The 14,523-nt window shown below is 68.2% G+C and carries 12 protein-coding genes; 4 read left to right on the forward strand and 8 right to left on the reverse strand.

Features of this window, described 5'->3' with window-relative positions:
- On the reverse strand, window positions 1-658 hold a 658-nt coding region (locus tag J7024_RS13955; RefSeq protein ID WP_234745130.1), incomplete at its 3' end, for a PAS domain S-box protein.
- 335 nt (window positions 659-993) lie between these two features.
- Here J7024_RS13955 and J7024_RS13960 point away from each other — a divergent pair.
- Complete coding sequence (locus J7024_RS13960) at window positions 994-2,031, forward strand: sigma-54 interaction domain-containing protein (RefSeq protein WP_124826022.1); 1,038 nt, start codon at window positions 994-996, stop codon at window positions 2,029-2,031.
- A 76-nt stretch (window positions 2,032-2,107) separates the two neighbouring features.
- Here the strand turns inward: J7024_RS13960 and J7024_RS13965 are convergent, their stop codons facing one another.
- A complete protein-coding gene (locus J7024_RS13965; RefSeq protein ID WP_234745131.1) occupies window positions 2,108-3,883 on the reverse strand; it encodes a methyl-accepting chemotaxis protein in 1,776 nt (591 codons plus the stop codon).
- A 195-nt stretch (window positions 3,884-4,078) separates the two neighbouring features.
- Window positions 4,079-4,333: a DUF3562 domain-containing protein gene (locus tag J7024_RS13970; RefSeq protein ID WP_175750580.1), complete on the reverse strand. Its 255-nt coding sequence runs from the start codon at window positions 4,331-4,333 to the stop codon at window positions 4,079-4,081.
- Between the two features lie 594 nt (window positions 4,334-4,927).
- Here J7024_RS13970 and J7024_RS13975 point away from each other — a divergent pair.
- The gene (locus J7024_RS13975; protein WP_124826296.1) at window positions 4,928-5,338 is read left to right on the forward strand and encodes a hypothetical protein; all 411 of its coding nucleotides are present in this window, start codon (window positions 4,928-4,930) and stop codon (window positions 5,336-5,338) included.
- A 572-nt stretch (window positions 5,339-5,910) separates the two neighbouring features.
- On the opposite strand, the gene J7024_RS13980 is transcribed toward J7024_RS13975, so the two are convergent.
- From J7024_RS13980 to J7024_RS14000, 5 genes are all read right to left on the reverse strand, one after another.
- Complete coding sequence (locus J7024_RS13980) at window positions 5,911-6,846, reverse strand: universal stress protein (RefSeq protein WP_124826025.1); 936 nt, start codon at window positions 6,844-6,846, stop codon at window positions 5,911-5,913.
- Window positions 6,847-7,098: 252 nt separating this feature from the next.
- Window positions 7,099-8,481: an amino acid permease gene (locus J7024_RS13985; RefSeq protein ID WP_124826026.1), complete on the reverse strand. Its 1,383-nt coding sequence runs from the start codon at window positions 8,479-8,481 to the stop codon at window positions 7,099-7,101.
- 438 nt (window positions 8,482-8,919) lie between these two features.
- Window positions 8,920-9,945, reverse strand: coding sequence for a DedA family protein/thiosulfate sulfurtransferase GlpE (locus tag J7024_RS13990; RefSeq protein ID WP_124826027.1), 1,026 nt, complete (start codon window positions 9,943-9,945; stop codon window positions 8,920-8,922).
- Window positions 9,946-10,136: 191 nt separating this feature from the next.
- Window positions 10,137-10,643 carry a cupin domain-containing protein gene (locus J7024_RS13995; RefSeq protein WP_124826028.1) on the reverse strand — a complete coding sequence of 169 codons (507 nt, stop codon included), beginning with the start codon at window positions 10,641-10,643 and terminating at the stop codon, window positions 10,137-10,139.
- Between the two features lie 338 nt (window positions 10,644-10,981).
- Complete coding sequence (locus J7024_RS14000; protein WP_124826029.1) at window positions 10,982-11,452, reverse strand: universal stress protein; 471 nt, start codon at window positions 11,450-11,452, stop codon at window positions 10,982-10,984.
- A 319-nt stretch (window positions 11,453-11,771) separates the two neighbouring features.
- Here J7024_RS14000 and J7024_RS14005 point away from each other — a divergent pair, with 319 nt between their 5' ends.
- Entirely contained in the window at window positions 11,772-13,874 is a 2,103-nt protein-coding gene (locus tag J7024_RS14005; RefSeq protein WP_234745141.1) for a PAS domain-containing sensor histidine kinase, read from the forward strand.
- A complete protein-coding gene (locus tag J7024_RS14010; RefSeq protein ID WP_006755659.1) occupies window positions 13,871-14,518 on the forward strand; it encodes a response regulator in 648 nt (215 codons plus the stop codon). The genes J7024_RS14005 and J7024_RS14010 overlap by 4 nt, the downstream gene beginning before the upstream one ends.
- Window positions 14,519-14,523 lie beyond the last annotated feature (5 nt).

The following is a 14,523-nucleotide window of genomic DNA, read 5'->3' on the forward strand; positions in this document are numbered from 1 at the left end:
AACGGAGGAGGGGGAGCGGGCCGGAGGGCTCGCGCGCGTGCGCGAACGACACGGGGACGGGATGCCTGGGCAGGCAGCGCGGCGCGATCAGCGTCGTCACGTCGTGTCCGAGCACCGTCGCGGCATCCATGCCGAAGATGCGCCGGGCGGCCGGATTCCAGCTCGTGATCCGCCGGTCGGCATCGACGCCGACGATCGCATCGGGCGAGGCATCGACCACGCGGCGCAGCAGGATGTCGTCGAGCGAGCGCGCCGCGGGAGCCGGTTCGTGTCGCGGCATCCGCCCGGCGTCCTCGGCGGCATCGACCGCGCCGCGCAGCCGTTCGCTCGCGAGCAGCGGCTTCACGGCCATCACCAGCACGCACTCGACGAAACCGATCGCGACGAACGCGCCGGCCTGCGCGAGCAGCGCGGCCATCGGCGCATCCGGCCACCACAGCACGGCGATCGCGGCCACGCTGGCAGCCGTCGCGGCCAGCCCGCCGGCGAACGACGTCAGCCATGCGGCGGCTGCGACGCCTGCATAGAAAGGCAGCGGTGCAAACGGTTCATGCGCGCCGACGACGCGCATCGCCCACGCCTGCAGCGCGGACGCCGCCCCGACGGCCAGCACGACCCATGCACCCTGCCGGAACAGCTCACGGGTATAAGTCCTCATCGTTTCCTTGCATCGCGCCAGCGACCGTCATGCGACGGCATGCCGTCGAACGCATCGGGCGAGCCTACGCGCCCCCGCAACGGACGTACCCGAGGCCAGACCGTTCGCTACCGCGCCGCACCGCCCCCGGCACCGCGGACCACGGCCGGCGTGCCGGTCGGCCGGACGCCGCATCTGCGCGGATGCGATTGCACGCGGCTTTCGATTTTTCATTGCAGCGATGTAAAAACGCACCGCTGGGCGACCCGACCGCCGCGATCGAGTATTCCTTGCAGCATCGGCCCCGGCATTGGAAATTTCTATACCGCGGCACCTTCCGTTCCGTTGCGCTGTCGATGATAAATATTGCAACGAAGGAAACGCGCGGTGCCTATTTTCAAACCGGCCCGCCTGAACCCATGGCTGAATCCGCCCCCCGTTCAAAACAACGCGCCGATGCACGCCGGCTGTCCGGCCGCTCCGCCGCGATGCGCACGTTGCTCGGCCGTATCGAGAAAATCGCGCCGACCCGCGCGAGCGTGATGATTGCCGGCGAAAGCGGGGTCGGGAAGGATATCGTCGCCCGCCGGCTGCACGACCTCAGCACGCGTCGCGACGGGCCGTTCGTGCCCGTGAACTGCGGCGCGATTCCGGCCGATATCGCCGAGGCGCAATTGTTCGGCCACGAGAAAGGCAGCTTCACCGGCGCGGTCGCGCAGCGCGAAGGGTTCTTCGAAGCCGCGTGCGGCGGCACGCTGCTGCTCGACGAGATCGCGGAAATGCCCGCTGCGCTGCAAGTGAAGCTGCTGCGGGCGCTCGAATCCAACACGATCGTGCGGGTCGGCGGCACCGAATCGATCCCGCTCGACGTGCGCATCCTGTCGGCGACCCGTCACAATCCGGCCGAGGCCGTGCGCGACGGCCGGCTGCGCGAGGACCTATTCTACCGCCTCGCCGCGTTCGCGTTGTACGTGCCGCCGCTGCGCCAGCGGGACGGCGACGTCGAGACGATCGCGCACGAATTCGTCGACACGCTAAACGCGCGGCACCGCTCGCACAAACAGCTGACCGATGCGGCGATCGCGGCGCTGCGCGCGTATTCGTGGCCCGGCAACGTGCGTGAGTTGCACAACACGATCGAGCGCGCGTACATCCTCGCGGACGACGGGATCGACGTCGCGCTGCCGAAGCCGACGATACTGCCCGGCCATACGTCGGACGATGCCATGGCGCTGCCGCTCGGCGCGACGCTGCACCATGTACAGCAGCGCTTTATCGCGGCGACGTTAGATCACTTCGACGGCAACAAGCCACAAGCCGCGAAAGCGCTCGGCATCAGCCTGAAGACCCTCTACAACCGTCTCGCGTTGATGCGCGACGACGGCAACACTTGACGGCCGGCACCGTCACGCGCATTGCGAGCACACGGATCGGCCGATTGCCGATCGCGCCGCCCGGCTCAGGCCCAGGTCATGCGACCTTGAACTGCCCGACCGTCAACGCGAGCGCGTTCGCCTGCGTCTGCAACGCGGTCGCGGCCGCGGTCGACTGTTCGACGAGCGCCGCGTTCTGCTGCACCATTTCGTCGAGCTGCGTGACCGCGCGATTCACTTCCTGAATCCCGCGCGTCTGTTCGTTCGCCGCGTGCGTGATCTCGGAGATGATCGTTGTAACGTTCGCGACGTTCGACACGATCTCGCGCATCGTGTCGCCGGCCTGGCGCACCTGCCCCGACCCGGCCGACACGCTCGCGACCGTCGATTCGACCAGTACCTTCACCTCGCGCGCGGCCTGCGCGCTGCGCTGCGCGAGGCTGCGCACTTCCTGCGCGACCACCGCGAAACCGCGCCCCTGCTCGCCGGCGCGCGCCGCCTCGACTGCCGCGTTCAGCGCGAGGATGTTGGTCTGGAACGCGATCCCGTCGATCACGCCGATGATGTCGCCGATCCGGCCCGACGCTTCCTCGATCCTCTCCATCGTCGCGACGACGTCGGACACGACCACGCCGCCGTGCGACGCGATCCGCGACGCGGCGGCCGCGCGTTCGTCGGCCTGGCCGGCGGCAGCGGCCGACTGGCCGACCGTCGCGGTGATTTCTTCCATCGACGCGGCCGTTTCCTCCAGGCTCGCCGCCGCCGATTCGGTGCGCGACGACAAATCCTGGTTGCCGGCGGCGATTTCGTTCGCGGCCGTACGCACCGACTCGCTCGCATCGCGAATCTGGCGCATCACGTCGTTCAGCTTGTCCACGAAACTGTTGAACGAGCGCGCGATGTCGGCCACCTCGTCGCGGCCTTCGGCCGGCAGGCGCTGCGTGAGGTCGCCCGTGCCCGAGCCGATCGACGCCATCGCCTGACGCACCTGCGACAGGCGGCGGAACGCGGTCGCCGTGATCGCGCCGACGATCAGCGACGCGACGCCGACGATCACCACCAGCGTGATCAGCGAAGCGGTCAGCAGCGAACGCATCCCGGCTGTCGCTTCGGATTTGTCCAGCAGTACCAGCGCATACCAGTCGGTACCCGGCACGGCCTGCGCTCGCACCAGCTTCGCGTCGCCGCCGACGTGCACTTCGACCGGCGCGCTCAGCGCGGCGAGATCGGGCGACACGTCGGTGACCGGCTTCAGCGTGAGCTTCGCGTCCGGATGCGCGACGATGTGGCCGTTGCTGTCGATCAACATCCCGAAGCTCGCGGGCGTCGGGCGGATCGACTTCACGTTCGCGATCACGCTGTCCATCGCGACGTCGGCTGCGACGACGCCCTTCAGCCCGCCATCGCGCAGGATCGGCACCGCGAACGTGACGACCAGGTTGCCGGTGCCCGCGTCGATGTACGGCGGCGTGACGACCGGCTTGCCGGCCTGCGCGGCCTGCTTGTACCACGGACGGCTGGTCGGATCGTAGTCGGACCCGATGCCGGTCGGGTCGGAGAAATGGAACGCCTTGTCCGCGTAGCCGACGTAGACGTTGGTGAAGCCGCCGGCCTCGGCCATCTGCTTGAAGACCGGCACCGGATCGGGCGACAGGGCGGCGTCCTGCAGCGACACGATCATCCGGCTCCGGGTCGCGACCCAGTCGCCGATGCCGACCACGTGGCCGCTGGCGACGGAAGTGAGGTTGCGGTCGATCGCGTCGTCGTTGTACGTGTGCGCGATGAAATAATTGATCAGTGTGGTGGCGACGAGTGCGAATACGACGATGGCAACGCACGCGGCGAGGATACGGGTCCGGATGGACGAGAACATGGCAACGACTCGGTAAGGGAGCGCGAACGCCCGGTGGACGAATTCACCGGGTATACGGCATTTGCGCCGCTTACTTGAGGCCGTCGCGACAATTCAGTCAATTGTCTGACGAAATCCGCCGACCGTCGCAAGCCCGCTGTCAGGACGATTGCGCAGACGCCGCGGGGGGCTGGGCCGGCCCGCGGCGCCCGTGTTTCACAGACGGCGGCTCGTCGCCTGATCCGGTTCGCGGTGCGGTGTGCTGGCCGGCGTATCGCGTTCGAGCTCGTCCTGCCTGCGCATCCGTTCGCGCAGGTGGCGAATCGCGAACACATGGATGTAGTCGTGCACGCGCGCGTCGGACGACAGTGCACGCACTTCGTCGTCGAGCATCGTACGCAACTGGTCGGCGCCGATTGCACGCCGTTCGGCGACTTCCTTGAGTGAATCGAGCAGATTGTCCTGTGACATCGACGAGCTCCTGACGGTCGAGGAACAAAAAGATGACGCTACCGGAAGTTTGGAGACTGGACGGCCGCCCGGCGTGCGATGCGCCGAAGCGTGTTTGCGCTCGATCAACGGTATGTTGCATACCGTCGCGCCGATCCGCCGAAGGACCGGTGCGCGCACAGCGCCCGCGAGGCAGATCGCCCGCGAACCACTGGAAGACTGGAAGCCTTGCCACGCCGCCCCGAGGCGCGGCACCGTCGATCAGGCGGCAGATGGAGCGCCGCGCGACGTCGATGCAGTGAGGAACTTAGTCCGGTCGAAAACCTGCGTCAAGCGCCGGCAACGGCCACGATTCGTCAGTTGAAATGCAGCGGATCGCGGCACGGGGTGCCGTGCGCGGCCGAATCGAACCGCGGCGCCGCGGCAGATCGTTCGCCTCGCGTGTCAGCGGATTCCGATAGGTCGCGCGCAATGCCTGACAGCGACTTCAGCACGCGCCGATTGGCAATGCCGGCCGCCGGGCCGATACTGACGTCATGAACCGAGCGTTCATACCGGGTCATCGCTCAGCCGGCCGTCGAGCCGGTACGCGGGGTCCGGCGCAGGAGACCAACCATGACACCTCGTAACTTCCGGACCCGGGACGGACAGCGGCGCACACCTGAGCACGCCGCGCCCGCGGTGCAGGCCGGCATCCGCCCGCCCGCAGATCTGGACGCGCTGCTCGCGCTCGCGCGCGAGTCGGGTTTGCTCGTCACGCTCGACGGGCAGATCGGCCGCGAAAAATACCAGAGCGTCGCGGGGTCGGTGTTCGCGCTGCAGCGGTTCGCCACCGCGCTGTGCGCACGCGCCGCTGCCGATGCACCGGTCGTTCCGGGAACGCGCCGCAAGACGCGCCCCGGCTGGCCGCGGCTGCGCAATCGCGCGCCCGGCACACGAGGACGATTGCATGGCGCGCATCGCCGCGCACGCGTATGCCGCGGCGCCGGCCGTCGGCATGCCCTGCACGCCCTTCGCATCACATAACGGCGTGACGCCTGCATGCCCGAACGCAGCCCGCGCGGCACGAGGCCGCATCACGACTGCGTCGACGCTCCGGCAGCGAGCGCATAGTGCGTGACAGCGCATCGCATGCCGACGTCCACACCGATCCGCAACCGCGCGATCGCGTGCCGTGATAGGTGATTACGTGTCATTACGCGCCGTTCCGCACGGCGACATCAACGAAGCATTCCTGCGAGGAAAGCTGTTCGACGGGGCCGGGGAAGCGGACGGGGTGATCGACACCCCGTCCGTCGCCCAAGGCAGCAGCCTGCTGCCTACCCTCGTGCCAGAGAGTGCTTGATCGGATCGCGCCATGCGATGCATGGCCCGGTTCCGGAAAATGACCGGTGAGAAACGACGCCCGCCGCGCGTTCGATCGCGGGCATTGTCGGCACGTTTCGACGCGTCGCGCGACCGATGTATCCGTGCGCACGCATCGCACACGGACGAACCGTCTTCCACCGGCAATATTGCGTCAATGTCTCACGCAACATTCACGCCGTTTCTGATGCAGGTCAACGAATGTCCGCTTCGCTTGTGCTTCATCGCGACATTCATGCGGCACCGCGCACCAGCAGCACCGGCACCTGCGCGAGATGGGCGACGCGCCGCGCGACGCTGCCGATCAGCCACGCGGCGATACCGCGCCGGCCGTGCGTGCCGACCACCAACAGTTCCGCATGCCAGTGCACGGCGTCGCGCATCAGCGCGTGCGCGACGTCGTCGCTGGTCGGACGAGTTTCGACGATGCCGCGCTTGGTCGGGTTCCCGGTGGCATGAAACACCGGGCCGATGCGCGCGAGCGCATCCTCGCCCTCCGCGCGATACGCATCCTCCAGCGCGCGCACCGGCACGATATCGGTCAGACGAACCGCGCGATCGACGACATAGGCCGCGTACAGCAGCGTCGTCGGCGCCGCGAAGCCGAGCCCGACATGAACCGCATGCAACGACGGCTCGCTGCCGTCGACCGCGAACATCAGGCGCTGCAGCGGCCCGTCCGACGGCCGTGCGTAGTCGGCCGGCACGATCAGCAACGCGCAGCGGGCACGCGTGGCGAGCGTGTCGGACATCGCGCCTTCGACGAGCCGCAGCAGCCCATGATGCGGATTCGCGCCGACCGCGAGCACATCGGCCTGCCAGGTCGACGTATCGTTCGCGAGCGCATTGGCCACCGAGCCGCCCGTGACCGACGTATCGACGATCGCCTGCTCGAGTTCCACGCCGGCGCCGGCGAACAGCGCGGCCGTGTGCTCGAGCACCGCCTGCGCTTCGCGCACCATGTCGTCGCGCGCCGACGTCAGCAGCGCGTCGATGCGCGGGATGTCGGGCAGCACGAGACGCGGGTTGTCGATTGCGCAGACGATGCGCACCCGCATGCCGGGACGCAGCAGCGTGCTCACATAGCGCGCGGCGGACAGCGATTCCGGTGTCGGATCGACGACCAGCGCGATCCGGGCGAGCGGCGGGATGGACTGGGTGGATTGCATGGCGAAAGCCTCCTTGCGGGTGCATCGTCGTGAAGCGACGCCCGGAGCTTCGCGCGGAATCGACGCGCGGCGGCCGGACGGCCGGCGCGGTCGCAGGCATCGGCGGATGGCCATGCGAAGCGCGGACAAGCAATTCAAACAGCATATGATGCCCGGGCCGCGCGTGCATGATTGCGATCAACACACGTGCCGGCCGCGCTGCGCCGCGCGCACATTTCGGGTGCGCGGCGCAGCGCCCGTCGCCCGGGTCGCTTACGACTCCGTCGAGACCGACGTCGCCGGGCGGTTCGCGTAGAACACCGCATACGCGATGCCCAGCAGCACGATCCACACCGGGCCGATCACGAGCGCGACACGCGTATCCGGCGAGAACGCCATCAGCACGACGACCAGCGCGAGGAACGCCAGTGCGGCGAACGAGCCGAGCGGATAGAACGGCACGCGGATCGGCAGGCGCGCGACCCTGTCGGCCGACAGCGTCCGGCGAAAGCGCATCTGTGCGATCAGGATCACGCACCACGTCCAGATCGCGCCGAACGTCGACACCGACGTCAGCCACACGAATACGTGCTGCGGTGCGAGATAGTTCAGCAGCACGCCGATCAGCAGCAGCGCGACCGACACGAGTACGCCGTACACCGGCACGCCGTTGCGGTTCACGCGGCCAAGCCTGGCCGGCGCCTGGCCCTGCTGCGCGAGGTTGTAGAGCATCCGTGCGGTGCTGAACAGGCCGCTGTTGCACGACGACAGCGCCGCCGTCAGCACGACGAAGTTGATGATGCCGGCGGCGGCCGGGATCCCGAGCCGCGAGAACGTCATCACGAACGGGCTGCCCTGCGTGCCGATCTGGTCCCACGGATACAGCGACATGATCACGAACAGTGCGCCGATGTAGAAGATCAGCACGCGCCAGAACACCGAGTTGACGGCCTTCGTCAGCGACTTCTCCGGGTTGCGCGCCTCGCCGGCCGTGAGGCCGAGCATCTCGACGCCGAGATACGCGAACATCACGATCGGCAGCGCGCCGATCACGCCGTCGATGCCGTGCGGCATGAAGCCGCCGTGCGCCCACAGGTTCGAGATGCCCGTCGCGACGCCGCCGTTACCGATGCCGAACGCGATCATCAGGCCGCCGCCGACGATCATCAACACGATCGTGACGATCTTGATCAGCGCGAACCAGAACTCGAATTCGCCGTACAGCTTGACCGCGATGAAGTTCACCGCGCCCATCGCGGTGAGCGCGGCGAGGGCCCAGATCCAGTTCGGCACGCCGGGAACCCACATGTGCATGTAGACGCCGACCGCGGTGATTTCCGCCATGCAGGTGACGATCCACACGAACCAGTAGGTCCAGCCGGTCAGGTAGCCCGCGAGCGGACCGAGGTAGTCGCGTGCATAGCGGCTGAATGCGCCTGCTACCGGATTGGTGATCGCCATTTCGCCAAGCGCGCGCATGATCAGGAAAATCACGATACCGCCCAGCAGGTAGGTCAGCAGGATGGCCGGGCCGGCCGTGCGGATCGCGGTGGCCGAGCCGAGGAACAGGCCGACGCCGATGGTGGCGCCGAGCGCCATCAGGTTGATGTGCCGCTCTTCCAGCCCGCGGTGCAGCTGGTCTTCTGGTTGTTTCAAGTCCGTCTCCTGGCAGCCGCGAACCGGCCGCCGTCATTGTCGATGTCAATGCGCGACCGTTCATGCCGATCCCGGCAAACCGAAAACGAAAAATCCCCGCCGCCGTTTTCCAGATGAAAACGTTGCGGATACTGCGCCACTCCGATTGGAATCGCCGAAGATTATCGGCATGTTCCGGAACAATCCGGAAGACGGATCGGGCCTTTCACGGAATACGCCCGTGCGGCCCGCGCGACGCGGCTGTGCGCGTAGCAGGCGGCAACGGGATCAATCGCTTTCGGCGCGAACGGACTCGCGTCGAATGTGCGCAATCAAGCGCACGCAATATGCAGGCGGGATTATATGAATAATCAGACGTTTCGTGCCAACCGATTTTCGTAGTGACCGGTTGGTCTGAAATCAGGGAATGAAATTCGAATCGGCGGCGCGGTGTGCGCTTTATTTGGACAACGTCGCGCGCACCGTATATTCGCCGTCGAGCCCGCCGTGGTCGGGCCGCACGAAATAACGCGACGCATCGAGATCGGCCGGCAGCGGCTCGACCGGGTACCCGTGCTTTTCCCACGCGTCGAGCCCGCCCTTCAGCGCGCGGATGTTGTGGATCATCTTCTTGCGCTGCATCTTCGCGATCAGGCGCTTCGCGGTCGCCTCGTTCGGGCACACGCAATACACGACGATCGGCCGCTTCAGCACCTCGGGATCGAGCAGGTCCGGCGAATCGAGATCGACCGGCACCGCGCCGGCGATCCTGAACGGCTCGCGCTCGCGCACCGCGCGCGGGCGCGCATCGAAGATCAGCGGCGGTTCGTTCGACGTCATCATCTCGACCAGTTGCGGCGGCGAGATCCGCACCTGTGCCAGATAACGCCGGAATTGCACGCGGCGCACCCAGCGGTACAGCAGGAACGTGATGAAGATCGCGAGGAATGCGTCGAGGATCGTGCCGCCGCTCGCGCGCACCCACAGCACGAACTGCACGATCTGGTCGTGAACGGCTGCGCCGCCGACGAGCCACACCGTGGCCCACAACGACGCACCGGCCAGATCCCAGAACAGGAATACGCCGACGCCGATCGCGGTCGTGCCGAGCAGCGGCGCCGACACGAGCCCGAGGCCCGGCAGGAATTTGGACAGGACGAGCAGCGGCGCACCGTATCTTTCGAATACGTTACGCGCGAAGCGCAACGTCGTGTCGAGCGACAGCGAGAAGCGCACGAGCCCGTTCAGCAGACGACGGCCGCGCGTGCGCCCCATGAAGAACCACAGCGAATCGGCGAGCATCGTCGCGCCGATCGCCGCCGCGAACATGCTCGCCCAGGACGCCTGCCCCATCGCCGCCATCGTGCCGCCGAGAATCAGCATCGGCACGGCAGGCACCGGCACGCCGAGCTGCGTGATCAGCACGCTCGCGAACACGGCCCACGGGCCGAGCGACGAGGGAATCGCGATGGGAAAGTGCCACACGGCGGCGCTCCTGGAAGACTGGCGAACCGTGCGGCGGGGCGGCCGCCGATACGGCTGGCAGCGGTCGCCGCGGCACGCCCGCAGCCAACCCTGCATCACGGGCATTCTAAACGGGTTTGGTCAATGCCGCGCGCAGCGGCCGCGCTCGACCGCGGCCGCCAGAGCGGTCGGCACGATCGTCGCCGGCGTACTTACGCGTCGGAACGCTGCGCGAGCCGCGCGACGTATTCGGCGTACTCGGGAAAGGTGGCGCTCAGTGCTGCCGCATCCGCGAGCTCGAATTCCGAAAACTCGAAACCCGGCGCCACCGTGCAGCCGACGAGCGCAACGTGCCCGGACGACGCGCAGCGCGCGCCGAACCAGCGCCCGGCCGGCACGACGGCCTGGAACACGGTGCCCGGATGCGTGAGCGGATTGCCAAGCCGGTGGATCGTCAGCCCGTCCTGCTCGTCGAGCACCCACACTTCGAGCGGATCGCCCGCGTAGAAATGCCAGACCTCGTCGGAACGGATCCGGTGCCACGACGAATACGCGCCGTCGCACAACAGGTAGTAGATCGCGGTGGACGCCGCGCGCGGCGCACCGTCGGCCGGGCGCACGACCGGATCGGTCGCGCGGTAGGTTTCCCTGAAATAGCCGCCTTCCGGATGCGGCTGCAGGTTGAACTGGAGAATCAGGTCGGCGGCGGAAATCGGCATGGCGGATGACGTGGACCAAGTATGGAACCGGTATGCGACTCACGGCCGAGCGACGACGCGAGGCCGTGAGGGGCGTACCGCTGCATCGGTCGCCGCGACCATGCGCGCGGCAACCGGGCCGCGCGCGCAATGCAGCGCGCGACGACAGGGGCGAACCCGCGTCGATGCTGCCAGAAGGACGGGGCACGACGCAACCGGCCGTCCCGCGCGGCGGACATGCCGGCATGCGCATACGCGGTGCGACGATCAGCGTGCGCGACACGCGATCGCCCAGCAACAGCGATCTGCTCGCGAAGGCCCTGCCCGCCCCGCCATGCGTCAGCGCCGCCAGGCGACCGTCACGCAGTCGCCGCTGCCGCCGCCTCGTCGTGGCGCACCAGCAGCACGGGCCGATCGGCCGCGCGCAGCAGCGATTCCGCGACGCTGCCGAGCAGCAGCCGGCGCAGGCCGTGGCGCCCGCTCGTGCCCATCACGATCAGATCGGCGCCGGCTTCGGCGGCCGTGCGCATCAGCACCGCGGCAACGTCCTCGCCGTACGCGTCGAGCGCGCGCACGGTGCCCGGCACATGCTGCTGCGCGAGCACGGCTTTCGCGTCGTCGAGCACCGGCGTCGCCGCATCGGATGCCGCCGCATCGCCGTCGCGTTCGGCCGCAAAGCCTGCATCGACGTCGACTAGCTGCGGCCGGTGCTCGACGACATATGCGCACATGACTTCGCCGCCGGACGCCGCCGCGATCCGGATCGCCTCGTTCAGCGCGAGACGCGCGCTCGGGCTGCCGTCGAGCCCGACGAAAATCCGCTTGTACATGGTCCACCCTCCGACCGGGCCTGCGTTGCGCTTTGCGCCACGCAGGCCCGTCACCGCGAGCCGGCCCGATGCCCGCTCGCCTGCCGAACAGTCTGCCCCACGTGCCGGCGCGCCGGTTGATGCGCGTCAAGTGCGGCCGGTACGCGCGCTGCAACGCCCGGTCACCGTCTTTTTAACTGACCCCTATTACAAAAAGCGTGTAAACCGCGCACAATTTCATCTCGAAAATAGACGCCGCACGTGGCCGGTGCGGGTTTTTCCCGGCTTTGCCGCGCCGCCTGCGTGCCACAGGCGGCCCCGACACCAGAATGGCCATCGAATGACCGCCAGTGGAACCCCGCCGCGTGATGCCCGAGGGCCCACGCGCCTCAAGACCATGTTACGCCAGCCGCTCGCGGCCGGCGTCGTCACGCTGTTCGCCGGCGCCGCGCTGTCGCTCGGCGTTGCGCTGCTCGTTCGCGAGCAGTGGCAGGGCGCCGTCCATACGCGCTTCGAACGCCGCACCGCGCATGTGACCGCGATGCTGCGCCACGAACTGCAGTCCGGCGTCGCCGTGCTCGAAAGCGCGCGCGGCGCGTACGGTCTCGCGCCGCAGATGACACCCGACCAATGGCGCCGGTACGCCGACACGCTCGGTCTCGACAACGGGTATTCGCCGGTCCGGCAGATCGGCTATGCGCCGTTGTCGCCGGCCGCGCGCAGCGCCCTCGCCGGCAACGCGCCGATGCCGGCCGGCTCGCTGGCCGTCGCCACGCTCAGCGCCCCGACATCGAGCTCGGTCGTCGTCCGCTTCGGCGCGTCGGACGCCGCGCCGCTCGCGCGTACGCTGCGCACCGGCGACGTCGCGCTCGGCATCCACCCGGCCGACGACGATACGTCCCGCGACACGCGCACCCTCACGCTGTTCCTGCCCGCGACGGCCCCGCCGCGCACGGCCGTCGCGTCATCCAGCCCGCACGAGCCCGGCGCCGACGGCGTGCTGTGCGCGGAAGTGGGTCCGAATCACCTGGTCGAGCGCGCGCTCGACGCGGAACGCGGGCTCGATCTGCGGATGACCGCCGGCGACGACCCGCACCCGTTCGCGAGCGCCGAGACGACGACCGACGAAGCGTCGATGTCGCCCGACCTGATGCGGCGGTCCGAACAGCTGAATTTCGGTGGCACGGTGCTGACGCTCGCCTATTCCGCCGATGGCCGCCCGAGCGCGACCGGCGCTCAACGCGCGGCCGGCACGGTGCTCGCGGCGGGACTGATCGCGTCGTTCGTGTTCGCGGCGCTCGTCCATGCGCTGCTGCGCGGCCGCGCCGACGCCGGCGCCAGCAGCCGCGGCATCCTCAACGAAGCGCGGATGATGGGCATCATCCGTTCGTCGATGGAAGCGATCATCACAATCGACGAAAAGCAGACGGTCGTGATCTTCAATCCGATGGCCGAGCAAGTGTTCGGCGTGTCGGCGATGGAAGCGATCGGCGCGCCGCTGTCGCGCTTCATCCCCGAGCGATTCCGCGCCGCGCACGCGAAGCATGTCGACCAGTTCGGCGTGACGGGCGTGTCCGAACGTCAGATGGGCCGTCAGCGCGTACTGTTCGGGCTGCGCGGCAACGGCGAGGAATTCCCGATCGAGGCGTCGATCTCGCAGATCCGCGATGCGTCGGGCAAGCTCTACACGGTCATGCTGCGCGACATCACCGAGCGGCAGCGCGCCGATAATGCGCTGAAGCAGTCGCGCGAGGAACTGCGCGAACTGTCGGCGAACCTGCAGAACGTGCGCGAAGAGGAAAAGACCCGCATCGCGCGCGAACTGCACGACGACCTCGGCCAGCAGCTCACCGCGCTGAAGATGGACCTGTCCGTCGTCGAACAGCAGTTGCGCACGCCCGGGCGCGCGCAGCCCGACGAAGGCATGCTGTCGCACCTGCAGGCCATGCGCCGGCTGATTGACGCGACGGTCGCGTCGGTGCGGCGCATCGCGGCCGACCTACGGCCCGTGATGCTCGACGATCTCGGCCTCGTGCCCGCGATCGAGTGGCTCGCGAACGATTTCACGAATCGCTACGGCATCGACGTCGAGCGCCACATCGAAACCGGCGGCCTGACGTTCACCAGCGCGGGTGCGACCACGCTGTTCCGCATCGTGCAGGAAGCGCTGACGAACGTCGCGCGCCACGCGGATGCGACGCGTGTCGCGCTGCGGCTCGACGTCGAGGAAGGCTTCTGCGTGCTGCGCGTCGCGGACAACGGCCGCGGCGCGGCGCCGGGCGGTCCGGCCCACGAGGACAAATCGTTCGGCCTGATCGGCATTCGCGAGCGCGCACACATGCTGGGCGGCACCGTGACGATCGACACCGCGCTCGCGCGCGGCTTCTCGATCACCGTCGCGTTTCCCCTCAGCACCGTTCAACAGGAAACCACCCTCTCATGATCAAGGTGCTCATCGCCGACGACCATACGCTCGTGCGAGACGGTCTGCGGCACATCCTCCAGAACGCCACCGGATTCGAGGTGGCCGGCGAGGCGTGCGACGGCCCGTCGACGATCGCGCTCGTCCGCTCGACGCCCGCGCAGGTGCTCGTGCTCGACCTGTCGATGCCGGGTCGCAACGGCGTCGAGCTGATCAAGCAGATCAAGGACGAGAAGCCCGCGCTGCGCGTGCTCGTGCTGACCATGCACGCGGAGCAGCAATACGCGGTGCGCGCGTTCCGCGCGGGTGCGTCGGGCTACCTGACGAAGGAAAGCGCGAGCGCGGAGCTGGTCGGCGCGGTCACGAAGGTCGCGTCGGGTGGCGTCTACGTGAGCCTCGCGATGGCCGAACAGTTCGCGCAGAGCCTGAACGAGCCGGCCGAAACGCTGCCGCACCAGCGGCTGTCCGATCGCGAGTTCGACGTGTTCCGGCGCATCGCCGCCGGCCAGACGCTGACCGAGATCGCGCAGGCGCTGTGCGTGAGCGCGAAAACGGTCAGCACCTACAAGACGCGGATTCTGGAAAAGATGCAGATGCCGCACGAAGCGGCGCTGGTCCGTTACGCGATGCGACACAAGCTGCTCGACGAAACGGACGACGTGTAACGGAC

Source organism: Burkholderia sp. WTPI3, assembly GCF_021483755.1.
GTDB lineage: Bacteria > Pseudomonadota > Gammaproteobacteria > Burkholderiales > Burkholderiaceae > Burkholderia.

Bases quoted from the DNA above. Each gene is read 5' to 3' on its own strand.
- J7024_RS14000 (WP_124826029.1), bottom strand. From the start codon at position 11,452: ATGTACAAGCGGATTTTCGTCGGGCTCGACGGCAGCCCGAGCGCGCGT.
- J7024_RS13980 (WP_124826025.1), bottom strand. From the start codon at position 6,846: ATGCAATCCACCCAGTCCATCCCGCCGCTCGCCCGGATCGCGCTGGTC.
- J7024_RS13960 (WP_124826022.1), top strand. From the start codon at position 994: ATGATAAATATTGCAACGAAGGAAACGCGCGGTGCCTATTTTCAAACC.
- J7024_RS13995 (WP_124826028.1), bottom strand. From the start codon at position 10,643: ATGCCGATTTCCGCCGCCGACCTGATTCTCCAGTTCAACCTGCAGCCG.
- J7024_RS14010 (WP_006755659.1), top strand. From the start codon at position 13,871: ATGATCAAGGTGCTCATCGCCGACGACCATACGCTCGTGCGAGACGGT.
- J7024_RS13970 (WP_175750580.1), bottom strand. From the start codon at position 4,333: ATGTCACAGGACAATCTGCTCGATTCACTCAAGGAAGTCGCCGAACGG.
- J7024_RS14005 (WP_234745141.1), top strand. From the start codon at position 11,772: ATGACCGCCAGTGGAACCCCGCCGCGTGATGCCCGAGGGCCCACGCGC.
- J7024_RS13975 (WP_124826296.1), top strand. From the start codon at position 4,928: ATGACACCTCGTAACTTCCGGACCCGGGACGGACAGCGGCGCACACCT.
- J7024_RS13965 (WP_234745131.1), bottom strand. From the start codon at position 3,883: ATGTTCTCGTCCATCCGGACCCGTATCCTCGCCGCGTGCGTTGCCATC.